The 25206-nt window shown below is 31.2% G+C and carries 24 protein-coding genes; 17 read left to right on the top strand and 7 right to left on the bottom strand.

Features of this window, described 5'->3' with window-relative positions; all coding sequences use genetic code 11:
• Positions 1-193 precede the first annotated feature (193 nt).
• The 10 genes from L992_RS04255 to L992_RS04210 are packed head-to-tail and all read left to right on the top strand — an operon-like array spanning position 194 to position 9351.
• Positions 194-982 (top strand): CoB--CoM heterodisulfide reductase iron-sulfur subunit B family protein, encoded by a 789-nt coding sequence (locus L992_RS04255; protein ID WP_047381527.1) that lies wholly within the window; start codon positions 194-196, stop codon positions 980-982.
• Positions 982-1392 carry a 4Fe-4S dicluster domain-containing protein gene (locus L992_RS04250; protein WP_052193900.1) on the top strand — a complete coding sequence of 137 codons (411 nt, stop codon included), beginning with the start codon at positions 982-984 and terminating at the stop codon, positions 1390-1392. Before L992_RS04255 ends, L992_RS04250 begins: the two co-directional genes overlap by 1 nt.
• A 26-nt stretch (positions 1393-1418) precedes the next feature.
• Positions 1419-3401, top strand: coding sequence for a CoB--CoM heterodisulfide reductase iron-sulfur subunit A family protein (locus tag L992_RS04245; protein ID WP_047381525.1), 1983 nt, complete (start codon positions 1419-1421; stop codon positions 3399-3401).
• Positions 3392-3841, top strand: coding sequence for a hydrogenase iron-sulfur subunit (locus tag L992_RS04240; protein WP_047381523.1), 450 nt, complete (start codon positions 3392-3394; stop codon positions 3839-3841). The genes L992_RS04245 and L992_RS04240 overlap by 10 nt, the downstream gene beginning before the upstream one ends.
• Positions 3829-4623 carry a 4Fe-4S dicluster domain-containing protein gene (locus L992_RS04235; RefSeq protein WP_156110640.1) on the top strand — a complete coding sequence of 265 codons (795 nt, stop codon included), beginning with the start codon at positions 3829-3831 and terminating at the stop codon, positions 4621-4623. Before L992_RS04240 ends, L992_RS04235 begins: the two co-directional genes overlap by 13 nt.
• Positions 4623-5657 carry a 4Fe-4S dicluster domain-containing protein gene (locus L992_RS04230; RefSeq protein ID WP_047381521.1) on the top strand — a complete coding sequence of 345 codons (1035 nt, stop codon included), beginning with the start codon at positions 4623-4625 and terminating at the stop codon, positions 5655-5657. The genes L992_RS04235 and L992_RS04230 overlap by 1 nt, the downstream gene beginning before the upstream one ends.
• On the top strand, positions 5657-6496 hold the full coding sequence (locus L992_RS04225) for an FAD/NAD(P)-binding protein (RefSeq protein ID WP_047394601.1): 840 nt from the start codon (positions 5657-5659) through the stop codon (positions 6494-6496). The genes L992_RS04230 and L992_RS04225 overlap by 1 nt, the downstream gene beginning before the upstream one ends.
• A 24-nt stretch (positions 6497-6520) precedes the next feature.
• Positions 6521-7201 (top strand): 4Fe-4S dicluster domain-containing protein, encoded by a 681-nt coding sequence (locus L992_RS04220; RefSeq protein ID WP_047381517.1) that lies wholly within the window; start codon positions 6521-6523, stop codon positions 7199-7201.
• Positions 7202-7219: 18 nt separating this feature from the next.
• A complete protein-coding gene (locus L992_RS04215) occupies positions 7220-8824 on the top strand; it encodes an FAD-dependent oxidoreductase (protein ID WP_047394598.1) in 1605 nt (534 codons plus the stop codon).
• 2 nt (positions 8825-8826) lie between these two features.
• The gene (locus L992_RS04210; RefSeq protein WP_047394596.1) at positions 8827-9351 is read left to right on the top strand and encodes an aromatic acid exporter family protein; all 525 of its coding nucleotides are present in this window, start codon (positions 8827-8829) and stop codon (positions 9349-9351) included.
• Positions 9352-9382: 31 nt separating this feature from the next.
• On the opposite strand, the gene L992_RS04205 is transcribed toward L992_RS04210, so the two are convergent.
• From L992_RS04205 to L992_RS04190, 4 genes are all read right to left on the bottom strand, one after another.
• Positions 9383-10012, bottom strand: a complete 630-nt coding sequence (locus L992_RS04205; protein ID WP_047384147.1) for an O-methyltransferase — start codon at positions 10010-10012, stop codon at positions 9383-9385.
• The gene (gene rsmB, locus L992_RS04200) at positions 10012-11313 is read right to left on the bottom strand and encodes a 16S rRNA (cytosine(967)-C(5))-methyltransferase RsmB (RefSeq protein ID WP_047384149.1); all 1302 of its coding nucleotides are present in this window, start codon (positions 11311-11313) and stop codon (positions 10012-10014) included. Before rsmB ends, L992_RS04205 begins: the two co-directional genes overlap by 1 nt.
• 15 nt (positions 11314-11328) lie before the next feature.
• The gene (locus L992_RS04195) at positions 11329-12312 is read right to left on the bottom strand and encodes an AIR synthase family protein (protein WP_047384151.1); all 984 of its coding nucleotides are present in this window, start codon (positions 12310-12312) and stop codon (positions 11329-11331) included.
• 96 nt (positions 12313-12408) lie between these two features.
• The gene (locus tag L992_RS04190; RefSeq protein ID WP_047384153.1) at positions 12409-14073 is read right to left on the bottom strand and encodes a formate--tetrahydrofolate ligase; all 1665 of its coding nucleotides are present in this window, start codon (positions 14071-14073) and stop codon (positions 12409-12411) included.
• Between the two features lie 219 nt (positions 14074-14292).
• Between L992_RS04190 and L992_RS04185 the strand changes: the two genes are divergently transcribed.
• From L992_RS04185 to L992_RS04175, 3 genes are all read left to right on the top strand, one after another.
• Complete coding sequence (locus L992_RS04185) at positions 14293-14886, top strand: sigma-70 family RNA polymerase sigma factor (protein WP_047384155.1); 594 nt, start codon at positions 14293-14295, stop codon at positions 14884-14886.
• 62 nt (positions 14887-14948) lie between these two features.
• Positions 14949-16436 carry a YjjI family glycine radical enzyme gene (locus tag L992_RS04180; RefSeq protein WP_047384156.1) on the top strand — a complete coding sequence of 496 codons (1488 nt, stop codon included), beginning with the start codon at positions 14949-14951 and terminating at the stop codon, positions 16434-16436.
• Positions 16429-17286, top strand: coding sequence for a YjjW family glycine radical enzyme activase (locus L992_RS04175; protein WP_231549754.1), 858 nt, complete (start codon positions 16429-16431; stop codon positions 17284-17286). Before L992_RS04180 ends, L992_RS04175 begins: the two co-directional genes overlap by 8 nt.
• 12 nt (positions 17287-17298) lie before the next feature.
• On the opposite strand, the gene L992_RS04170 is transcribed toward L992_RS04175, so the two are convergent.
• Together L992_RS04170 and aroA are read right to left on the bottom strand one after the other, a co-directional pair.
• Positions 17299-19581 carry a patatin-like phospholipase family protein gene (locus L992_RS04170; protein WP_047384158.1) on the bottom strand — a complete coding sequence of 761 codons (2283 nt, stop codon included), beginning with the start codon at positions 19579-19581 and terminating at the stop codon, positions 17299-17301.
• Between the two features lies 1 nt (position 19582).
• Entirely contained in the window at positions 19583-20866 is a 1284-nt protein-coding gene (gene aroA, locus L992_RS04165; RefSeq protein ID WP_047394593.1) for a 3-phosphoshikimate 1-carboxyvinyltransferase, read from the bottom strand.
• A 179-nt stretch (positions 20867-21045) separates the two neighbouring features.
• Between aroA and L992_RS04160 the strand changes: the two genes are divergently transcribed.
• From L992_RS04160 to L992_RS04145, 4 genes are read left to right on the top strand one after another with little or no spacing between them, the layout of a single operon-like run.
• Positions 21046-21231, top strand: a complete 186-nt coding sequence (locus L992_RS04160; protein ID WP_047384160.1) for a DUF896 domain-containing protein — start codon at positions 21046-21048, stop codon at positions 21229-21231.
• Between the two features lie 10 nt (positions 21232-21241).
• Complete coding sequence (asnS, locus tag L992_RS04155; protein ID WP_047384162.1) at positions 21242-22630, top strand: asparagine--tRNA ligase; 1389 nt, start codon at positions 21242-21244, stop codon at positions 22628-22630.
• A 16-nt stretch (positions 22631-22646) separates the two neighbouring features.
• Positions 22647-23675 carry an alpha/beta hydrolase-fold protein gene (locus L992_RS04150; protein ID WP_047394590.1) on the top strand — a complete coding sequence of 343 codons (1029 nt, stop codon included), beginning with the start codon at positions 22647-22649 and terminating at the stop codon, positions 23673-23675.
• A 5-nt stretch (positions 23676-23680) separates the two neighbouring features.
• Complete coding sequence (locus tag L992_RS04145) at positions 23681-23947, top strand: hypothetical protein (protein WP_047384165.1); 267 nt, start codon at positions 23681-23683, stop codon at positions 23945-23947.
• A gap of 39 nt (positions 23948-23986) precedes the next feature.
• On the opposite strand, the gene L992_RS04140 is transcribed toward L992_RS04145, so the two are convergent.
• Positions 23987-25186 (bottom strand): bifunctional 3,4-dihydroxy-2-butanone-4-phosphate synthase/GTP cyclohydrolase II, encoded by a 1200-nt coding sequence (locus L992_RS04140; protein ID WP_047384167.1) that lies wholly within the window; start codon positions 25184-25186, stop codon positions 23987-23989.
• Between the last annotated feature and the right edge of the window lie 20 nt (positions 25187-25206).

Genomic DNA, 25206 nt, shown 5'->3' with positions numbered 1-25206 from the left:
TGGTAACGATTAACCGTTTATTAAGCGAGTTTTGGTTAAGTTTTCATAAAAAATGAAAAAATAAAAAAAAATAGTTGACGTGAATACTAGTGTAATACTATAATTTAAGTAAAAAGTGTTCTTTTAATGAAGTAATTCATTTGTTTTCAGAACAGTAATTTTTGAAAAAATACTTTTAAAATGGAGGAATGGAATGAAGTATAGTTACTATCCAGGTTGTACCTTAAAAACTAAAGCAAAAGATTTAGAGAATTATGCTTTAGATGCAGCTAAAAAGCTAGGAATATCAATGGAAGAGATTGAAAATTGGCAATGCTGTGGTGGGGTATATCCTCAGAGTGACGGAGAGGTAGCGCATAAACTTTCATCAGTTAGAAGCTTAATTTCAGCAAGAGATAAAGGAGAAAAACTTTTGACTCTTTGTTCAGCTTGTCACAATGTTATAAAAAGAGTTAATAACGATATGAGAACAAAACCAAATGTTAGAAAAAAAGCGAACTTATACTTAGAGGTTGAGAATGAGTATGTTGGTGAAACAGAGGTTGTGCATTATTTAGAGATGTTAAAGAATGATGTTACTTTTGAGAAATTAAAGGCAAAGGTTACTAATCCTTTAAAAGAAAGAAAAATCGGAGCTTATTATGGTTGTCTATTGTTGAGACCACAAAAAGAGATGACTTTTGATAATCCTGAAAATCCCAAAATAATGGAAGATTTTATAGAAGCTTTAGGTGCAAAGGCGATAAAATATCCTTATAGAACAGAGTGCTGTGGTGGATATTTATCTGTAAATAATAAAGAGCTAGCTGAAAATATGAGTGAAAAAATTCTAAAATCAGCAGAGTTAAATGGAATAGAGGAAATTATAACAGCTTGCCCTCTTTGTAAATATAACTTAGAGGAGAAAAATTCTAAGATAAAAGTTACATATTTTACTGAGTTATTAGCAGAAGCTTTAGAGATTAAAGCAGAGGAGGAGTAATGTTTAAAGGGAAAATAAATCCTAAAAGAAACTCAGAAGTAGAAAAAGTACTTGAGTTAAGCAAAGAAAAAATAGATGACTGCATGCAGTGTGGAAAATGTTCTGCAGGATGTCCAGCAAATGCAGGAATGGACGTTTTACCTCACCAAGTTATAAGATTTTTACAAATTGGAGATGTAGAAAAGTTAAGGGAATCTAAATCTATTTGGAACTGTGCAGCTTGTTTTACTTGTGAATCGAGATGTCCTAGAAATGTCAGTGTTTCAAAGTTAATGGAAGCAGTTAGACAAACAGTTGTTAGAAAGCAAGGAGAGGATAGATTAACTCCTGAGTTTGTAGCAAAAATAATGCAAGATAGAAAAATGCCACAACAAGCAGTAGTAAGTGGATTCCGTAAATATACTAAGTAATTTTTTTAATTAAGGGAGGAAAATCAGTGCGTAGAATAGGGGTGTTTGTTTGTTGGTGCGGAAGTAACATTGCTGGTACTGTAGATGTAGAAAAAGTAAGAGATGCAGTAAAAGATATGCCAGGAGTTGTACATTCAGTAGACTACCAATATATGTGCTCAGAGGTAGGGCAAAACTATTTAAAAGATGCAATAAAAGAGAAAAATTTAGATAGAATTGTTGTAGCGTCATGCTCACCTAGAATGCATGAGGCAACATTTAGAAAAGCAGCTGAAACAGCGGGATTAAATCCGTATTTAGTTGAAATAGCAAATATAAGAGAACATTGTTCTTGGGTTCATAAAGATAAAGAGGTTGGAACAGAAAAAGCGATATCTTTAACAAAAGCAGCGATAGCTAAAGCGACATTAAATGAAGAGTTAGTAGCTGGAACAACTGCAGTTGAAAAAAGAGCTTTGGTTGTTGGAGGTGGAATTGCAGGTATTCAAGCAGCTTTAGATATAGCTGATGCAGGATATTTAGTTGATATTGTTGAACAAACACCAAGTATTGGTGGAAAAATGGCTCAAATAGATAAAACATTCCCAACATTAGATTGTTCAGCTTGTATATTAACACCTAAAATGGTTGATGCAGCAGCTCATCCAAATATAACTTTGTATACTTATAGTGAGATAGAAAGTGTAAATGGGTTTGTTGGAAACTTTAATGTTGCAATTAAAAAGAAACCAAGATATGTAGATATGGATAAGTGTACAGGATGTGGAGTTTGTATAGAAAAATGTCCGTCGAAAAAAGGAAGAAGTGAATTTGAAGAGGGATTAGCAACAAGAACAGCAATATATACTCCCTTTGCTCAATCAGTTCCAAAGGTTCCGGTTATAGATAAAGAGCAATGCTTAAAGTTCAAAACAGGAAAGTGTGGAGTTTGTTCAATTGTATGTGGAACAAAAGCTGTGAAGTTTGATCAAGAGGAAGAGATTGTAAATCAAAAGTATGGAGCTATAGTTTTAGCAACAGGATTTGATCTTATAAAACTAGATAACTTTGGAGAGTATGCATATGAGCATCCAGATGTAATAACAGGGTTAGAGTTTGAAAGATTGACGAATGCAGCAGGACCAACAAAAGGAAAGTTTGTAAAACCATCAAATGGAGAAAGACCTAAGAAAGTTGTTTTTGTACAATGTGTTGGATCAAGAGATACAAGTGAGAGAGGAAAATCTTACTGTTCAAAAATTTGTTGTATGTATACAGCAAAACATGCAATGCTGATAAAAGATAAATATCCTGACACAGAAGTTTATGTATTCTATATAGATGTTCGTACACCTGGAAAAAACTTTGATGAGTTCCATAGAAGAGCAGTAGAAGAATACGGGGTTCACTACATAAAAGGAATGGTTGGAAAGGTTATTCCAGAAGGAGAAAAACTTATGGTTCAAGCTGTTGATTCTCTTGCAGGTGTTCCATTAGAGATAGATGCGGATATGGTAGTTTTATCATCGGCAACAGTAGCTAAACCAGATGCAGTAGCATTGAAAAGAAAACTAAATATCAGTAGTGATTTAAATAACTTCTTTACAGAAGCTCATCCAAAATTAAAACCAGTTGAAACTGCTTCAGCAGGAATATATTTAGCAGGAGCTTGCCAAGGTCCAAAAGATATTCCTGAAACAGTAGCTCAAGCGAGTGCAGCAGCAGCAAAAACGATAATTCTTCTAAGTAAGAAAGAGTTAACTAACAACGCTTGTGTTTCAAGTGTAAATAAAAATATGTGTAGTGGGTGTAAAGCTTGTTCTAAGATGTGTCCATATGATGCTATAAAAATAAAAATGGTAGATGTGTATGATCATGGAAAAGTTATCAGAAAAGAGGTTGCTGAAGTAAATGAGGCACTTTGTCAAGGATGTGGAGGATGTACTGTTTCTTGCCGTCCGGGAGCTATAGATTTAAAAGGATTTACGAATAAACAGATAATGGCGGAGGTAGACGCAATATGTCTTTAGAAATAAATAAGAACGAAGAGTTCAAACCACTAATCGTTGCATTTTGTTGTAACTGGTGTAGTTATGCAGGAGCGGACTTAGCGGGAACAAGTAGATTAAATTACCCAGCAAATGTAAAGATAATTCGTGTTCCTTGCTCATGTAGAGTTAATCCTAACTTTGTACTTCGTGCATTCCAAAAAGGAGCTGATGGAGTTGTAATGGCAGGATGTCATCCAGGAGATTGTCACTACTCTACAGGAAACTATTATACAAGAAGACGTTTCTCAGTATTTACAAATCTTTTACAATTTATGGGAATAGAGAAAGAACGTTTTAAAGTTGATTGGATATCAGCAGCTGAAGCAAATAAGTTTTCTACAGTTATGAATGATATTTTAGAAAAAGTTCATACACTAGGACCTAATAGAAAGTTGAGGGATACGAGATGGGAAAGATAGAGATGATATTAAAAGCAAAAGAGGATTTTATATCAAAAAAAATTGATATGATAATTGGATGGAAAAAAGAGGATGATTCAATAGAGTCAATACCGGCATTTATAGATGAAGAGTCAGAACTAGATACACTGATTTTTGATGAATATTGTGTAAATAATTTAGCAAAATATTTAATAGAAGAGACTCATAACGGAAAAAAAGTAGGAGTTTTCTTAAAAAAATGTGATAGAAAAGGTTTTGATCAAATTATAATGGATAATAGATTATCAAAAGAAAACGTTGTAGTTTATGAAGTTGCCTGCGATGGAATGAAAGATTTTGTTACAGGAGAGGGATTTAAAAAGTGTGAAACTTGTTTAAATGAAAATTTAGATAAGTATGCTGAAGTAAAAGAGATTGAAAATATGAGTTATGATGAAAGATATGAGTACTGGATGGGAGAGTTATCAAAGTGTATTAGATGTAACGCTTGTAGAAATATCTGTCCTGCTTGTAACTGTGAAACTTGTGTTTTTGAAAATAAAGATGAGGATGTTTTAGGAAAAGCAAACAATGAAAGTGAAACAGGATTTTATCAGATTATAAGAGCTTATCACGTAGCTGGGCGTTGCTCGGATTGTGGAGAGTGTGAAAGAATTTGTCCTGTAGGAATTCCTTTAGGAAAAATAAATAGAAAGATTATAAAAGATTTAGAGGAGCTTTATGGAGCTGAAGAGGATAGTCTTTCAAACTTTGATATAGAGGATAAAGATAGTTTTTCAGATAAAAAAGGAGGGAAGTAATGAAAAAATTATTTAAAAATAATTTAGATAATCTTTGGAAAAAAATAGATGAAGAGTATAATCTATTCCTTCCTAAAATGGATAAAGGAACTTTAAAGTTTAAAAATTTTCATGAAGATGGAGAGGTAGATTTAAAAACTTTAAAAACAGCAGTTCCTTTAAAAAACTTTGTATTTCCTCAAAGTGAAACTTATTTAAAATTTAAAACAGAGAATAAAAAGATAAAATTCAGTGTTGAAAGTGTATCAGAGGATAGATATGTAATTTTTGGAGCAAGACCTTGTGATATAAAATCATTAGAAATTTTAGATAATATATTTTTAAGAGAACCAGTAGATACTTATTATAAGGCTCATAGAGATAGAGGTATTGTTATATCTTTAGCTTGTAACAACATCGAAAGTAGTTGTTTTTGCGAAGTTTTTGGAGTAGAGCCAGCAGGAGTTTTAAAATCTACAGATGTGGCCCTAGTTGATTGTGGGGATTTCTATTATTGGAATGAAGTTAGTGAAAATGGTAAGAGATTAACTGAGTTACTTAAAGATATTTTAGAAGATGTAAAATCAGAAGATGAAATTTTATATAATGAAGCAAAAGAGAGAATTACAAAAATGTCTGCAGAAAATACCTTAAATAATTTAGAAATTGATAAAATTGGAGATTTAAAAGAGGTATTTGAAAATGAAAAAGTTTGGAAAGATTTAGCAAGAAGATGTTTAGCTTGTGGGTCTTGTACTTATGTTTGTCCAACTTGTCACTGTTATGATGTAAAAGATTATGCTGGAAATAATGGTGGAGAGAGATTTAGATGTTGGGATTCGTGTATGTATTCAGATTTTACACTGATGGCTCATGGAAATCCTAGAACAACTCAGATGCAAAGAGTAAGACAAAGATTTATGCATAAGTTAGTTTATTATCCAGCTAATCATGATGGCGTATACTCATGTGTTGGATGTGGAAGATGTATAGAGAAATGTCCTGTGCATTTAGATATAGTAAAAGTAATAAAAAAATTGGTGGTGAATAAATAATGGCTTGTACATGTCATGAGAAGGATCCTTTGGTTCCACAGTTAGCAAAGTTAGAGTTTGTAAGAAGAGATACTCCAGATGTAACAACATTTAGAATAGTATCAAAGGATGGTAAAGCACCATTTGAATTTATGCCAGGACAATGTGCTATGATATCTGTTCCTCCATTGGGAGAAGCTATATTTTCAATAACTTCATCACCAACGGAAGAGGGATATATAGAGTGCAGTATAAAAAAATGTGGAGTAGTAACAGACTACTTACATACACTAGAAGCTGGAGATGAAATAGGAATAAGAGGACCTTATGGAAATAACTTCCCAGTAGAACTTTTAAAAGGAAAGGACCTTTTATTTATTGGTGGAGGAATCGGATTAGCTCCTTTAAGATCGGTTATAAACTATGTTATGGATAAAAGAGATGAGTTTGGAAAAGTTGATATAGTTTACGGAGCAAGAACTCCAGAAGATTTAGTTCATCCAAAAGATATATTTGGAGTTTGGCCTAATTCAAAAGATACAGATGTACATTTGACAGTAGATAGAGAAGCTGAAAACTGGAATGGTCATGTTGGGTTTGTACCTAGTTATATAAAAGAATTAGGGTTTGATACAAACAAAGTTGCTTTAGTTTGTGGGCCACCAATTATGATTAAATATGTTCTTCAAGGGTTGGAAGAGATTGGTTTTAAAAAAGAGCAGGTTTATACAACTTTAGAGTTAAAAATGAAGTGTGGTTTTGGAAAATGTGGTCGTTGTAATATCGGAGACAAATATGTTTGTAAAGATGGACCTGTATTCAGATGTGATGAGATAACAGAACTTCCAGATGAATATTAATACTTTGCTAGGAGGAATAAAAAAGTGACAGATAAAAAAATGGTAGATATATATATATTAGGTAAGAGATACTCTGTTCCTAATACATTAACAATAATGGAATCTATGGAGTATGCTGGATATCAACTTAAAAGAGGGTGTGGATGTAGATCAGGATTCTGTGGAGCGTGTGCAACTGTTTATAGAGTAAAGGGAAACAAAGAGATGAAAGTTGTTTTAGCTTGCCAAAGTAAGGTTGAAGACGATATGTACTTAACTCAGATTCCATTTTTCCCAGGGGATAAGGGAAGTTATGATATAAATGAGTTAGATGCAACAGCAGATTCGATAGCTAAATACTATCCAGAGATATACAAGTGTATAGGATGTAACTCTTGTACAAAAGGATGCTCTCAAAGCTTAGAGGTAATGCAGTATATTGGATACGCTCAAAGAGGAGAGTTAGAGAAGTGTGCTCATGCATCATTTGACTGTGTATCTTGTGGAATTTGTGCAACAAGATGTCCAGCTGGGATAACTCACTATAATGTAGGACTACTAGCTCGTAGATTGACAGGTAAATATATTGCAGCTGAAACAACTCACTTAAATGATAGAGTGAAAGAGATTGAAGCTGGAGAGCATAATTTAGCTTTAGAAGAGTTAATGAAAAAGGATATATCAGAATTAAAAGATCTATATAATAATAGAGACATAACAAAATAGAGAGTTGGAGGAGTGGTTATGTATACACCAGAGATGAGGGAGCTAATAAAAAAAGTTGAAGCGACACGTGCTGAAAGAATAGCTCAAGGGGATTACCCAAGAATGACAGCGGATGAGAAAACAGAGGTTTTAAGAGAGAATCATCCGGATTATATAGAATCTGGATTTGTTCAAATAAAAGTAGGAAAAAATAAAGGAGAGAAAGTACCTAACGAGTTAGGAGCTTTACTTCATGGAAAAAGTAGATTAGAAAATATAGAGATAGATTTAAATAAAGTTGATTATGAAGCTGATGTTTTAATCATAGGAGGGGGAGGAGCTGGAGCCGCTGCTGCCTTAGAAGCTCACAAAGCTGGAGCAAAAGTAATAATCACAACAAAATTACGTTTTGGTGATGCTAATACTATGATGGCAGAGGGTGGAATTCAAGCAGCAGATAAACCTGATGATTCACCAGCAAAGCACTATTTAGATGTTATGGGTGGAGGTCACTATTCAAATGTTCCCGAGTTAGCAGCAGCTTTAGTAAAAGATGCTCCTTTAGCTATAAAATGGTTAGATGATTTAGGAGTTATGTTTGATAAAGAGATTGATGGAACTATGGTTACAACTCATGGTGGAGGAACATCAAGAAAAAGAATGCATGCGGCAGCAGATTATTCTGGAGCTGAAATAATGCGTGTTCTTAGAGATGAAGTTCAAAATAAAGAGATTGAAGTACTAGAATTCTCACCAGCAGTAGAACTGATTTTAGATACAGATGGAAAAGTTGCAGGAGCAGTTTTATACAATATAGAAACTGAAGAGTACCATGTAGCAAAAGCTAAAGCGGTTATATTAGCAACAGGTGGAGCAGGAAGACTTCATTATCAAGGGTTCCCAACATCCAATCACTATGGAGCAACAGCTGATGGATTAGTTTTAGGATATAGAGCTGGAGCTAGATTAGCATTTGCTGATACAATTCAGTATCATCCAACAGGAGTTGCATTCCCAGCACAAATATTTGGAGCACTAGTAACAGAGAAAGTTCGTAGTTTAGGAGCTACACCTTTAAATATTGATGGAGAACAGTTTGTATATCACCTAGAAACAAGAGACGTTGAAGCATCAGCTATCATTAGAGAGTGTAACAAAGTTGGTAAAGGAATAGAAGCTCCAAATGGAGTGAAAGGTGTTTGGTTAGATACTCCACTGATAGAGATTTTAAATGGGCCTGGAACTATAGAGAAAAGAGTTCCTGCAATGATGAGAATGTATCAGAAGTTTGGAATTGATATGAGAAAAGAACCAATTTTAATCTATCCAACTTTACATTATCAAAATGGAGGGTTACTAATTAAAGAGGATGGATCAACAGAGATTGAAAATCTTTATGTAGCGGGAGAAGCAGCAGGAGGAATTCACGGTAGAAATAGACTTATGGGTAACTCACTTTTAGATATAATCGTATTTGGAAGAAGAGCTGGAGCATCTGCAGGAGAAGTTTCTAAGAGTATAGAATTAAAAGACTTAACATTAAGTCATGTAAATTCATACCATGAGATGTTGAAATCTGAAAATTTAGAAGAGGCTAAGGCATCACCGATGTTATTACCTCATTATACACATAGAGGGAAGTAGACATGGGAAAAGAATACGATGAAACCTTAAATAAGAGTTTGAGAATATCTGTTTCAGTTTTCTGGTGTGTTTTTTTACTAAAAGTTTTATTGAATGCAAATCCATTTTATGCTGCTATAGCAGCAGTATCTTGCTTGCAAGGAACTGTTAAAGATTCTGTAAAAGTAGGTATAGAAAGAGTAATTGGAACAATATTTGGAGGGCTAATGGGACTATTAGCCATCTATTTTATAACTACAGAAGCAAGTGATTTTAAAGGAAGCATTATTATGGCTCTTTCGATGGTTATAATTATATTTGGATGTACTTATGTATTAAAGAAACCATCGTCTAATACAATAGCTTGTATTGTTTTCTTAGGAATAGCAACAAATATGGAGGGGCGTGATCCTTACTTTTGGGCTGGAAAAAGAATTTTAACAACAATAGTTGGAGTTATAATAGCTTTAACTTGTAACTGGATATTAAATGGAGAGTACAAGTATTTAGAGAGATATAAAGATAGGTATAAAAAAAGTAGGATGTAAATCCTACTTTTTCTATTATTAAAATAGTTATTTATTTTTTTACAAGACCAATTCCATCTCCAAATGGAAGAAGAACGAAATCATGATTTTGAGAAAGATAAGTTATAAACTCATCAAGTCTTCTAACTATAGTTTTAAATCTTTTTGGATACTCTTTATACAGATATCCTCTGAACATGATGTTATCAATAAAAATCATACCATTTTCAGTAAGTCTTTCAAATGAATCGTTGAAAAATTCCATATAGTGACCTTTTGAAGCATCAATAAAGATAAAGTCAAATTTTTCATTTAATTTTTTAACCTCTTCAGTTCCGTCTCCTAAAATAAGATTAACAGAATCTAAAAGGTCTCCTTTTTTGAAATTTTCTAAAGCTTGATTGTATCTTACTTCATCAATTTCAATAGTAGTCAATTTACCACCATTTTTTTTAGCAACTCTTCCCATTATAGTTCCAGAGTATCCAATTGCAGTTCCAATCTCAAGTATATTTTTAAAATTGTGACTAGAAACTAAAAAATCTAGATACTTAGCAACTTCCTTTGTAACGATAGGCACGTTGTGCTCTAAAGCAAAAGCCTCCATCTCTAAAATTAAAGAGTCTGTTTCCTCTATTTTACTAACAACATAGCCGTTAGCTTCTTTTAATTCATCTAACATTATTCAAAATCCTTTCTTAGCTTAATAATATAGAAATTATCTAAAATTTCTTCTGTATAATCAATTAAAAATCCACCGATTTTATCAAAGTGCCCATTTACATTTTCAGGCATCTCAAATTTTTGAACTGAGAAGTTTTTGTGGTTATTTAAAAACTTTTCAACATTATCACTATTTTCTTCTGAGAATATAGTGCAAGTACTGTAAACTAAATCTCCACCAACTTTTAATGTAGTTGCAGCAGATTCTAAAATATCATATTGTAATCCAGCTAACTCATTAACATTAGCCATGTTTTTATTGTAAAGAGCTTCGGGTTTCTTTCTTAAAACTCCATATCCACTACAAGGAGCATCTACAAGAATTTTATCAAACTTTTGTCCTTGCTCTTTAAGTTTTCTAGCATCTAGCTTGATAGCTTTAACATTTGTAAGACCTAATTTTTTTAGATTTTCTTCAATAATTTTTATCTTATGTTGATGAATATCTAAAGCATAAATCTCTCCGGTGTTATTCATAAGCTCACCAAGAACAGCAGTTTTACTTCCAGGTGCACTACAAGTATCAACAACTTTTTCTCCAGCTATTGGATTTAAAATTTTAGCAGCAAGATAAGATGAACCATCTTGAGCTATGATTTTACCATCTTTAAACTCATCAGTATGTAAAACAATACCTGAATCAATATAATATATAGTATCCACTTTCTTAATTATATCAATTTTTAAAGTTTTCAAAAGAGTTTCAAACTCCTCTTCAGAATATTTTAAAGTGTTTACTCTAATACTCATATAAGGTACTTTTTTTAGTGAAATTAGAACTTGTTCTGTATTTTCTTTGTACTCTTTTTTGATTTTGTCATAGAACCATTTTGGATAAGAGTATAAAAGATCTAATTTATCCTCTTCTTTAAGCTTTTGAATCTCTTCATCTTTTTCTCTTAAATAACTTCTAATAACTCCATTAACAAATTTACTAACAGGAACTCCAAATTTCTTTTTAGTTAATTCAGTTGCTTCCCAAGCTACTCCTTTATCGTCACTTTCCATAAAAGTAGCTTGATAAATAGAGATTTTTAAAAGATTTTTAATCCAATTTTTTTTAACTGCTTTAGTTCTTTTTTCTAATTGATAGTTTAAATAGATGTCGTTTCTAATAACACCGTAAAAAACTTCGGTGATAAATCCACGTTCACCTTTACTTAAATTATTTTTTGAAAAATATTCATTTAAAAGAATGTTAGAATATTTTCCTTTTTCAAACTCACTTAATAAACCAATTACTCTTTGTTTTATATTCAATATAATCTCTCCTAACTATATAACTTTATATAACTCATCACTTTCAGGTGAAGAAATTTTGATTCTTTCACCATTTTTTATTAAAACTTTCTCATTAGAATTTGTAAATACTCCGATATCAAAAGCTTCAATACCATTTTTTTTCAATTCATTAATTAGTAACTCTGAATTTTCTTCGCTGACAACCATAAGCATAGTTCCACTTGAAATAAGCTTTAGAGGATCTATTTTAAAGTATTTACAAATCTCTTTTGTGCATTGATGAATAAATATTTTATCATATGAAATCTCCAAACCTAAATTATAGAAGCAACTAGATTCCCAAAGAGCACCTAAAAGCCCACCTTCTGTTACATCATGCATACCTTTTGAAAACTTATTAGCCACAACTCCATCTTTAACAACACTAGTTAAATCTAAAAGATTTTTTGCAAATTGGATAGTTTCTTTTGGAAAAACATCTAAAAGTTCCAGCTCTTTTTCAAAAGCAATAATGCCAGTTCCCTCAATTCCAACTCCTTTAGTTATGATTAACCTATCTCCAGCGACAATAGTTTCTCTTTTTTTAAAGTCAGATTTTTTTCCTATTCCAATAGATGTAGCAGATATGATCGTTTTGTTGACTGCTGCTGTTATCTCTGTGTGTCCTCCGATTATAGAAACTCCAAGTTTGTCAGCTTCCTCTTGGGCTTCTTTCATAATCAAAGCAATCTCTTCTTTTTGAGTGTGTGGAGGAGCTAAGATAGTAAGCATTATACCAGTTGGAGAAACTCCCTCTGTAGCAATATCGTTACAGTTGATGTTGATTGCAAGTTTTCCAAGTCCAGTACTAGTTCCAGTTATAGGGTCTGTAGATAGATAAACAACTTCATCTCCAACTTCAATAGCTGCACAGTCACTTCCAACTTCACCAGCAGAAAGAATTCTTTCGTTACTATTTTTTATATTTTTAAAAATTAAATCATTTAAATCTGAAATAGTAAGTTTACCAATTTTCATATTTATCCCTCACATGCAGTAGAATTTTAATATATTATACTATATTTTACAAAAATAAAAAACCCTTACTTATATTTAAGTAAGGGTCAAAGTTATTTAGAATAAACCTGTAATAGTACCGTTTTCATCGATATCAATAAGTTCAGCTGCAGGAACTTTAGGAAGTCCAGGCATATCAATGATACCACCCGCCATAGCAATAATGAATCCAGCTCCAGCGGCAAGTTTAATTGTATCAATCTCAACAGTGAAATCAGTTGGTCTTCCAAGAAGATTTGCTTTGTCAGATATTGATTTTTGAGTTTTTGACATACAGATAGGAAGATTACCATATCCTAGCTCTTCAAGTTGTTTAATAGTTTTATTAGCAGCTGCAGAGAAAGAAACTCCGTTAGCTCCATAAATCTCTGTACAAATTTTAGAGATTTTATCTTTAATAGGTAGTTCTAAATCATAAAGAGGTTTATAGTTAGCAGTGTTTTCTTCAATTTTTTGAAGAACTAATTTAGCCAATTCCTCTCCACCTTCTCCACCTTTAGCCCATACTTCACATAGAGCTACAGGTGCATCTAAAGATTCACAATGAGCTTTAATTAATTCAACTTCATTATCTGTATCAGTTACAAATTTGTTTATAGCAACAACAACAGGTAGATTGAATTTTTTCATATTTTCGATATGTTTATCAAGATTAGCTAAACCTAATTTTAAAGCATCTAAGTTTTCTTCATTTAAAACTTTTGCTCCACCGTGATGTTTAAGAGCTCTAACAGTAGCAACTATAACAACACAGTTAGGGTTTAAATCTCCTTTTCTACATTTTATATCTAAGAATTTTTCGGCTCCTAAATCAGCTGCGAATCCAGCTTCAGTAACAGCAACATCAGAAAGTTTTAAAGCTAATTTTGTAGCTAGAAGTGAGTTACATCCATGAGCTATATTAGCAAAAGGTCCTCCGTGGATGATAACAGGAGTATTTTCTAGAGTTTGAACTAAATTTGGTTTTATAGCTTCTTTTAATAATGCAGTAACAGCTCCAGAAATTTTTAAATCATTTATAGTTAAAGGTTTGTCACTATAATCATAACCAAATACAATTTTTCCAATATTTTCTTTAAGCTCTTTTAAAGAGTTTGAAAGACAAAGAGTTGCCATGATTTCAGATGCAACAGTTATTTGGAAAGAATCCTGTCTAGGATATCCATTTAATTTTCCACCAAGACCAACAACAATATTTCTTAAATTTCTATCATTCATATCAACAACTCTTTTCCAAGTTATTTTAGTATTGTCGATATTTAAAGTATTTCCTTGAGTGATATGGTTGTCAATACAAGCGGAAACAAGATTGTGAGCAACCCCAATCGCATGGAAATCTCCAGTAAAGTGAAGATTGATATCTTCCATAGGGATAACTTGAGAGAAACCTCCACCAGTAGCTCCACCTTTCATTCCAAAAACAGGTCCTAAAGAAGGTTCTCTAAGAGCTGCAACAGAGGATACACCAATTCTATTTAAAGCTTGAGTTAAACCAACAGTAACAGTAGATTTTCCTTCTCCTGCAGGCGTAGGTGTAATAGCAGTTACAAGAACTAATTTTCCATCTTTCTTAGTAGATAATTCATCTAATAGAGAAAGGTTAAGTTTAGCTTTGTACTTTCCGTAAGTATCGTAATAATCCTCGTTAATGTTTAGCTTAGAAGCAATATCAGAAATTTTTAATAAGTTTGCTTCTTGTGCAATTTGTATATCAGTTTTCATAGCCCCTCCTAAATAAAATAAATGTTTTTTAAGTAATTTAATTGTACTTTGTCAATATAATTGTACCTTAAAAAAGTGAAAAAAGAAAGGGGGAGATACATTTAAAATAAAAAATTGATTTTTTTCGATATAAGAGGTATATAAAATAGGAAAGGGGAAAATATTGTTATGAATTAAATAGAATAAATTGTTGTTTGAACTTTAATATAAGGAGGGATCATGATTAGGAATGAGGATATTTTGTTAGCTAAGCAGGGAGACGTAGAATCAATAGAGAAAATAGTCGCAGAATATAAAAATCTTATTTACATGAGAAACAGAACTTTATTTTTAAAAGGTGCAGAACGAGAGGATTTAGTGCAAGAGGGAATGATAGGCTTAATGAAGGCTATTCGATCTTTTGACGAGAATAGGAGTGCATGTTTTAGCACCTTTGCATCTCTGTGTATAAAAAGACAGATCATAACAGCGGTTAAAAATTATAATTCAGAAAAAAATAGAAATTTGAATAGTGCTATGCAGGGAGAGGGGTATTCAGAAATTGAAGAGTTAATAAGATATAATAATCCGTCACTAAGATATTATACACCTGAACAGATTGTTATTGGAAAAGAGTTGATGAAATTACTTAAAAAATTTTTAAAGGTAAATTTAAGCGGTTTAGAAAAAGAGGTATTTTCATATATGGTTAAAGGTTATGGTTATTTAGAGATAGCTGAGGAGTTAGAAAAAGAACCTAAAGCGATAGATAATTCAATTCAAAGAATTAAAAAAAAGGTTGTAATATTTTTAGAAAAATATAATAAAAGTTGACAGAAGTGGTAGAAAATGAATATAATATGTGAAATTTATATTTTAATTCAAGGGAGAAGGTAATGATATTAGAAACAATAAAGAGTCAAAAAATAACTTTTGAACAAAAAGTTGTTACTCTAGCTAGATTAGCAGAAGGAAGTATAGAAGTTTTAAATAAAAGTGAAGCTTTGAAAAAATATATTGAAGACGGAATTATTTGTGATTTATTTGAAGGAAATGCACCTTATAGACCGAGATATATAGTTCCTGATTATGACGTGTTTATGCAAAATGGAAGTAAGTTTTTGAACTTAGATAAGCCAACGAATATTTGGGAAGCTGTTCATGGATTATTGATACTTTATAAGCATGTTCCTTCAATAACTACAATGCCTGTTTATTTAGGAAATATTGATTATTTATTAGAACCTTTTATTAAAGATGAAAGTGAAGCATATTTAGCGATAAAATTATTTTTAAAACATATAGACTCAACTATAACTGATTCTTTCTGTCATGCAAATATAGGACCAAAAGAGACAAAAGCGGGTCTTATCATTTTAAAAGTTATGAGAGAATTAGAATTACCAACACCGAACTTAACAATAAAATACGCAGAGGAAACATCTGATAAAATAGCAGTTGAAGCAATTCAAACAGCTCTTGTAACAGCAAAACCAAGTTTTGCAAATGACAAAATATTCAGAGATGACTTTAAAGGAGAGTACGGAATTGTAAGTTGTTACAATGGATTAAAAGTTGGTGGGGGAGCAAACACTTTAGTAAGAGTGAGATTGGGTGCTCTTTCAAAATTAGCTTCTTCAAAAGAGGAATTTTTAACTAAAGTTTTACCAGAAGTTTCAAAAGAGATGTTAAACTATATAGATGAAAGATCAAAGTTCGTAATTGAAGAAAGTGGATTTTATGAAAGTAGCTTCTTAGTTAAAGAGGGATTACTTGAAAAAGAGAAGTTCACAGGATTATTTGGATTTGTAGGACTAGCAGAATGTGTAAATAATCTTTTAGGAGCAACAGAGAAGAAAGATAGATTTGGATATTCAGAAGTAGCAGCAGATTTAGCCTTAGAAATAGTAAGATCAATGAGTAGCTTAGTTCAAAATCATAAAACAAAATATGCTGGAGAGTTTTTCGGAAATACTCACTTGTTACATTCACAAGTTGGTATTGATACAGATAGAAATGAAAGTCCAGGATGTAGAATTCCAGTAGGAGAAGAACCAGAGATATTTGAGCACATAGTTCAGTCAGCACCGTTCCATCAATATTGTCCAAGTGGAATTGGAGATATATTCGTATTCGACGAAACTTACAAAAGTAATCCTGAAGCGATTTTAGATATAATAAAGGGAGCTTTTGAGACTGATATGAGATTCTTCTCACTATATAGTGATAGTTGTGATGTAGTAAGAGTAACAGGATATTTAGTAAAAAGATCTGAAATGGAAAAGCTAGATAAAGGAGAGCAAGTTCTAAGAGATACAACTATTTTAGGAAAAGGTGCTAGAGATAATGCAAAAGCTTTAGGGAGAAAACTAAGAAGTGAGTAGTATAGAGTTAACTGCTAAAATAAATAAAATAATAAAATTTTCAAATGTTGATGGACCAGGAAATAGAATGGCAATATTTTTTCAGGGATGTAATTTCAATTGTGAATATTGTCATAATCCAGAAACAATAAATATTTGTAAAAATTGCTATAAATGTGTTGATGAGTGTCCAACTAATGCTCTTTACATAGAGAAAGAGAAAGTAGTGTGGAATGATTCTTTATGTTGCGAATGTGATAGATGTATAAAAAGCTGTGGATTTGATGCTTCACCTAAAGTTAAAGAATACAGTGTTAGCCAATTAGTAAAAGAGGTTGCGAAGGTAAAAGCTTTTATTAAAGGAGTTACTGTAAGTGGAGGAGAGAGTACCCTTCAATATAAATTTATCACAGAGTTCTTTAAGGAGATAAAGAAAAGTTGGCCAAACTTAACTTGTTTTGTAGATACGAATGGAAGTTTAGATTTAGAAAAGGATATTTATAAAGAGTTTGTGGAAGTAACTGATTCTTTTATGCTCGATGTTAAAGCTTGGAACGAAGAAGAGCATTTTAAATTAACAGAGAAAAGAGTTGAAAATGTAATTAAAAATTTAAATTTTTTAAAAGAGATAGGAAAACTATTTGAAGTTAGAACTGTCGTTGTTCAGGGAAAATTGAACAATAGAATGACGATAAAAAATGTATCTGAAGTCATAGCTAAAACAGATGTAAGGTATAAGATAATAAAATATAGACATTTTGGAGTTAGAGAAATTCTACAAGAAACTCTTTTACCACCTACAGACAAAGAATTAGAAGAGCTAGAAAGTTTGGCTCAAAAATTAGAAGTAAAAAACACCCTTATAATTTAGGGTGTTTTTTTGTTAATCAAATTTATAACCAAAACTAAATTGGAATAGATAATCATGAGATTCTTGAGCTTTTGATATATTAAACTTAATAGGGCCGATAAGGCTAAGATAATTTAGTCCAATACTCGCACCTTGAGAATAATCTTTCCAAAGTATGGATTTAGCATTATTAGTGAAATCTTCATCAACATATTTGTAAGTTGCAATATCCCAATGAGTACTAAAATAAAGATTTTCAATAATCTTTTGTTGAAGACCTAAACTAACTCCAAGAAGTGATGATAGATATTTTTCTTGGAAATAGTATCCACTAAAAGAAAACATATTTTGTGATAGGTCGTCAGATAGACCACCAAGTTTAATATATTTATCAGGAAGAATATCTTCTCCGCTGACATTACCTCCAAAAAGTTTAGCAGTTAGACTTGTACTATCTGTAATTGGAATGAAATTTGATGAGATGTAATTTGTAGAAAGGAAATTTAAATCATCTTTTCCTAAATTCCCACCCCATCTTTGAGAAACTTCACCTTTAAACCCTTTGGTAGGAAAGGCTGTAGAGTTAGTTTTATCCCAATTTATATTAAGAAAGATATCACCGTAACTTTTTGAATATTCAATAGATGTATCTAGAATATTTTTTATTTCAGAGTCTAAACTACTGTAGTTTAAGGAAGCACCGTAAGACAGTAAGAATAGATTTGAATATTGTGTTACAAATGCACTTTCAAGTTTTGTAACTTGACTTTTATAACTACCAATTTTATTTTTACCATGATAGATAAAAAATGGGTTTTCAGAATAGCTTATGCTACTAAGAACTCCAACTTTATTTGAAACACCGTAATAGGAGAAATTCTTTAGGTTAAGACCTAAATAATCTCCAAAAGTAGCTTCGACAGTAGACAAGGTTCCAATCTTTCCGAATGAACTTATATCAGTTCCAATAGAAAATGTAGTTCCGTAGTCAGTTTGATAATCCACTCCTAATCCAACTATATTAGTTGGAGTTTCTTCAACTTGGAGCTTCAAAGTGTTGTTGTCAAAAGAGTAGTATATTTTATTAACAAAGTTAAGACTATATGTTTTTAGCATTAAATTTTCTAAAGTATCTGGATTAACACTATTACCAAATGAGCTTTTGAAAATAGATTCAATAATCTCTTTATGATTTGCGTTTTCAGACTCACTAATAATCTCTAAGTTATCTAAGACAAAGTTATTTTTGAATTGTAACGAACTTTTTCTTTTATTTTGTTTAGGACCAAAAGATAAAATTTTGTTAATCTGTTTTCTTGCAGCAATCTCTCCAGAATTTTTAATTGATTTAAAATCATTAAAATCTGTGGTTTTATATTTTGAGACATCTGGTTCAATAAGAACAGTAGTTAGGTCTCTTTGTCTCTTAGTAGAACTTGTACTTTGTATAGCAACAATTTGATCTGCAACACTCAGAATATCATATTCCTCTTTTTTCTGTAAAGAACTTCCAACATCAACACCGATAACAATATCAGCTCCTAAGTTGAAAGCATCTTCCACTGGAAAATTTCTAGATAATAATCCATCCACATAATAATTGCCTCCAATTACAACTGGATCGAAAATAGTTGGGATAGATATACTTGCTGTAATAACTTGAGCAAGGTCTCCACTATTAAAAGATTTAGCTTTACCAGTATTTAAATCTGTTGCAATAATCTCTAAAGGAATTGGTAATTTTTTAAAATCTCTTGTTTGCTCAACATTCCAAAGCAGATTTTTCAAAGTAAGGTATATCTTTTGTGTATTTCTAATCCCTTTAGGTAATGCAAAGTTAAGAGAGTTATCATATTTTAATGAAAGATTGTAGTTTTTCATTAAAGATCTTTGGTCGATAGGAATATCGGCAAGGTTTGGACTATCATTAAAAGTTTCTTGCCAGTTAATATCTAGAACAAGCTTTTCAATCTGGTCAGGAGTGTATCCCGCAGAATAAAGAGCTCCTATAAGGGCTCCCATACTAGTACCAGTGATGTAATCAACTTTGATATTATTCTCTTCTAAAACTTTCAGTACACCAATGTGTGCGAATCCTTTAGCACCGCCACCACTTAGAACTAGTCCAATTTTAGGCTGTTTTTCCTCTTCTTTAAATCTCTCTATTTTTCTAGCTTCTAAAATTTGAATTTCTTTTTGTAATATTTTAATCTGTTCTTTTAATTTTTTAATCTCAATATCTTCAGCTGTTTTAGAAAAGCTAAATGAAAAAATAAAGGCGAATAAGAGAGTAAAAAAAAGATAATTTTTTTTCATTTCATTCCCCCAAATAAATTTTATTAAACTCTTCGAAGAAGTTAGGGAAAGTTTTAGAAACACAGTTTGGATCTAAAATTTTTATATTTGGAACTTTAAGGCCAATTAAAGTTAAAGACATAGCCATTCTATGATCATCATATGTTTCTAAAAAATCTCCTTTGTACTCATCTATAATTTTAGGAATAATTAAAAATCCATCTTGAAACTCTTCGAAGTTTCCGTTTAATTTTAAAATCTCATTTTTTAAAGCTGAGATTCTATCAGTTTCTTTTATTCTCATATTTTCAACGTCCCAAACTTTTGTGGGTGTTTTAGCAAATAAAGCGACAGCAGCAAGTGTTTGTGCAACATCTGGAATATCGTTCATGCTGAGCTCGATTCCGTTATAATTTTGAACTCCTTTAACTGTAATATTAGTGTCATTGAAAGAGATTACCTCTAATCCCATTTCGGTTAAAACATTTAAAAATTTAGAATCTCCTTGAATACTTTCTTTAAAAAAATTATTAAGAGTAACAGTAGAGTTACTTATAAGAGCCATAGCTAAAAAATATGAAGCGGATGACATATCACCTTCGATTAAATATTCAGAACAAGAATATTCTTGAGGAGTAATAAAAAGGCTATTATCCTTTTCTAAGAAATCGACACTAAAATCTTTCATCATTTTCAGAGTCATATCTATATATGGTCGAGATACAACTCTACTAGTAAATTTGATTTGTATAGGCGATTTAAAGTTAGGAGCAGCCATTAAAATAGATGAAATATATTGACTACTTTTACTGCAATCAATCTCTACATAATTTGAAGAAACGCCATTAGAAGTAATTCTAATAGGCGGAAATCCAATTTCATTCATATATTCAACTTTAACACCCAATTGAACTAAAGAATCAACTAAATCTTTGATAGGTCGTTGATTCATTCGCTCGTTTCCATATAAAGTAGCGGTCCCTGTTCCAGTTGCTAAATATGAGCTTAAGAATCTCATTGCAGTTCCGGCATTTCCGATATAAATTTCTAAATTATCAAATTTAGGATTTTTATTTCCTTTAATTTCTAAAGTTTTATTTTGTAAATCAAGTGTGATATTATTATTTAAACTCTTTAGAGCTTCAATCATATATTTTGTATCATCACTCAAAAGTATATTTTTCAAAGTTACATTTTTTCCAGAAAGAGCTGAAAGAATAAGAGCTCTATTTGTAATAGATTTTGAACCTGGAATATCAACAGTAACATTAAAATTTGTTTTAGGTCTTGGTTGGAAATAGTTCATAAAAAACTTCAACTCCTTAAAAAAATTTTCATTTAAATTATAGCAATTTTTCAAAGAAAATAATACAACAAAAATATTCTTTTTAGAGTTACAAGCAAATTGACAAAAACTCAAATAAACGGTATAATTACAGAAAAGTTAAATAAGACTATATATCGTATAGTTTGGAGGAAACAATTATGGAAATGAAAGATATAATAGAGATGGTTAACTATTTTTCTAATCAAGCTAAAAAAAGAGAGCTAACAGCTGAAGAAAAGCTTGAAAGAGAAAAATATAGAAAGTTATATTTAGAACAGTTTAAAGCACAAGTAAGACAGAAATTAGACAGCATCGAAATTGTCGATGAAGCAAAAATGATATAGGGGGATAAGAATGAAACAATTAGTAAAAACTCTTTATAGAGAAACAGAAAAGTGTATCAACCAAGAGATAGAGATTTCAGGTTGGGTAAGAAAAATAAGATCACAAAAAAACTTTGGATTTATAGAGATAAATGATGGAAGTTTCTTTAAGGGTGTTCAAGTAGTATTTGATACTAACTTAGCTAATTTTGATGAAGTGTCAAGATTATCAATTTCATCATCAATAATTGTAAAAGGAATATTAGTAGCATCTCAAGGTGCAGGTCAAACTTTTGAAATTCAAGCAAAAGAAATAGAAATCTTCCAAAAAGCTGATTTAGAGTATCCATTACAAAATAAGAGACACTCATTTGAGTTCTTAAGAACAATAGCACACTTAAGACCAAGAACAAACACTTTCTCAGCTGTATTTAGAGTGAGATCAGTATTAGCTTATGCAATTCATAAATTCTTCCAAGAGAATGGATTTGTATATACTCATACTCCAATCATAACAGGTTCTGATTGTGAAGGCGCAGGAGAGATGTTTAGAGTAACAACTTTAGATTTAAACAACACTCCAAAAACTGAGGATGGAAAAATAGATTTTTCTCAAGATTTCTTTGGAAAAGAAACTAATCTAACAGTTAGTGGTCAATTAAATGGTGAGACTTACTGTTCAGCGTTTAGAAATATATATACATTCGGACCAACATTTAGAGCTGAACAATCGAATACATCAAGACATGCTGCAGAGTTCTGGATGGTAGAGCCTGAAATAGCCTTTGCAGATTTAGAAGCAAATATGGAATTAGCAGAAGATATGATTAAATATATCATTAAATATGTAATGGATGAATGTCCGGAAGAGATGGAGTTCTTCAATCAATTTATTGAAAAGGGATTATTTGATAAGTTAAATAATGTATTAAATAGTGATTTCGGAAAAGTAACATATACTGAAGCTGTAGATATCTTAATCAATTCAGGAAAGAAATTTGATTATCCAGTTAAATGGGGAATAGATTTACAAAGTGAGCATGAAAGATTCTTATCTGAAGAGCATTTTAAAAGACCTGTATTCGTAACGGATTATCCAAAAGATATAAAATCATTCTACATGAAATTAAATGCAGATGGAAAAACAGTAAGAGCGATGGATTTATTGGCTCCAGGAATCGGAGAGATTATTGGTGGATCTCAAAGAGAGGATAGTTTAGAAATTTTAGAAGATAGAATGGCTGAAGTAGGATTAAAATCAGAGGATTATGGATTCTATCTAGATTTAAGAAGATATGGAAGTTTCCCTCATTCAGGATATGGATTAGGATTTGAAAGAATGCTTATGTATGTAACAGGAGTTACAAATATAAGAGACGTAATTCCATTCCCAAGAACTCCAAATAACGCAGAGTTCTAATTCGAGGAATGAAATAATGGTACTAAATATACTGGTTTTTCTAGCTATAATTTCATTGGTTTTTTATATAGTAACATACCCTTATAATTTTAAATTGGATAGAAAACTAAAAAGAGTTCTTGGTTTTCCACAAGTTGAAAAAATTGTAAATGTAAAACATAAATATTCGGAGTTTTCAAATGAAGAGTTAGATTCTGAATTTATTTTAGAAGAGCATTTTTTAAAAAGTAGTTATACAGAAGAGAAGATGAGATTTTTAATTTTAAAACCAAAAATTTTAAAACAAAATCCTTTATGTTTAGTGTTGTTTCATGGAATAAGAGACAAATGTGAAGATTGGCTTTATAAAGCTAAAATAAGAGAGAATTATTTAACTTTAAAGAGGAAAGGGAGAGTAGACGATATCATCTTTATTCTTCCTGACTCTGGATATAAAGGTGAAAGTTGGTATACTAACTTCTATAAAGATAAAATCCATCAATATGAAGAGTTTTTTTCAAAAGATTTAACCAACTATATAGAAAAAGAGTATCCTAATTCTATAAAAGGAATTGGCGGTTTTTCTATGGGAGGATATGGATCTTTAAAAATAGGACTTAAAAATCTTGAGTCATATGATGTGATAGCTAGTTTTTCAGGAGCAATTAGCTTAATTAGAATGAGTATAAATAGGAGAGTAATGAGAATATTCAGATATTTATATGTTCCTAGATTTCTGTTTAATGATGTTAATAAGGCCCATTTTGTGAAAGTATTCAGTCCTTGGGGATATAAAATATTGAAAAATGATCCTTATAGTATCATAAAAACTATGGATTCTAAAAAATTTGAAGGAAAAAAATTCTATTTAAGTGTTGGATCAGAAGATAAAAAGCCATATTTGATGTTTCAGCAGTGGCTTGATGTTGTGGGAAGAGCTAAAAAGTATGAACTGAATTTTAAAGGTAAGATATATGAAAATGAATATCATACTTGGGATTATATCTCTAAAGATATATATAATTTTTTGAAATTTTTTACAGATGAAACAAAAAAAGGGAAGTAAAAATTATGAGGAATTTATTAATTTTAAGTATAGGATTGCTTTTTACCGGATGTTTTTCTGTAGGATTAAGAGGAGATTATAGAAGTTATCAAAATGATTTCAATAATTTAGTTTCAAAACCTATAAAAGAGAAGGACAGAAAAGAGTTAGAAAATCAATTTAAAGAGTTGAAAGTTAAAGTTTATGCAGAGGAATTTTCTAAAAAAGATAAAGAGAGTCTTCTACAAGATATAGATTATTATTTAATGATATTAGAAGATTTAAAAGATTAAGGCTTGAAATTAATTTCAAGCCTTTTTGTTATTAAAAATTTAATTTATTTTAAAAAGATGATTCATTTTTTCTCTTTTAGTTTTTAAATAATGTGAGTTACAAGCATTCGAAGGAAATTCAATTTGAGTTCTATTGGTAATTTTAACTCCGTATTGTTCAAGATCATCAATTTTTTTAGGATTATTTGTCATAAGGTTGATACTTTTAATACCTAAAAGTTTAATCATTTGGGCTGCAACAGCAAAATCTCTAAGATCAGGAGCAAATCCTAATAGTGTATTAGCTTCAACAGTATCTTTTCCTTGAGCTTGAAGTTCGTATGCTTTAATTTTATTAAGTAAGCCGATTCCTCTTCCCTCTTGTCTCATATAAAGTAGAGCACCAGAACCATGTTCAACTATACTCTGTAAAGATCTATCAAGTTGACTACCACAATCACATTTTAAAGAACCAAAAGCATCTCCAGTTAAACATTCCGAATGAACACGAATAAGAACGTCATCTTTATCTTTGATATCTCCGAAAACAAGAGCTACATGCTCTTTAAAGTCAATTGTATTAGAGAATCCAATAAGTCTAAATGTTCCATGTTTTGTAGGAAGAGGAGCTTCACAAACAAGTTCAGTTTGAAGTTCATGAGTTTTTCTGTATTGAATTAAATCTTCAATAGTAATCATTTTTAAATCATGAATTTTACAGAATTCGATTAAATCCGGAACTCTAGCCATTTCACCATCTTCTTTTATAATTTCACAGATAACACCACATCCATTAAAACCTGCTAATTTGGCTAAATCAACAGAAGCTTCAGTATGACCGGGTCTTTCGATTACACCGCCATTTTTAGCTATCAGAGGGAATATATGCCCGGGTTTTTTGAACTCTTTCCCAGAAGTGGCTTTAAAACTAAGATCTTTGATAGTATTGTATCTATCTTCAACAGAGATTCCAGTTGTTGTTCCATTAAGAGAATCCACAGAAACTGTAAATGCTGTTCCATGAGAATCGCTATTATTATAAACCATAGGAAGTAATTCTAATTCAGAGGCTCTTTTCTCTTCAATAGGAACACAAACTAGACCTCTTCCATATTTAATCATAAAATTTATATTTTCTTTAGAGATTATATCTCCAATACCAACAAGGTCACCCTCATTTTCTCTATTTTCATTATCTACAACAACGATAAGTTTACCATTTTTTAAATCGTTGATTGCATCTTCTATTTTATTGAACATAATTTGTTCCTCCTTTAATA

Source organism: Cetobacterium sp. ZOR0034, from assembly GCF_000799075.1.
Lineage (GTDB): Bacteria > Fusobacteriota > Fusobacteriia > Fusobacteriales > Fusobacteriaceae > Cetobacterium_A.
The sequence above is the reverse complement of the archived record's forward strand: the minus strand, read 5'-3'. Positions and strand labels throughout refer to the sequence as shown.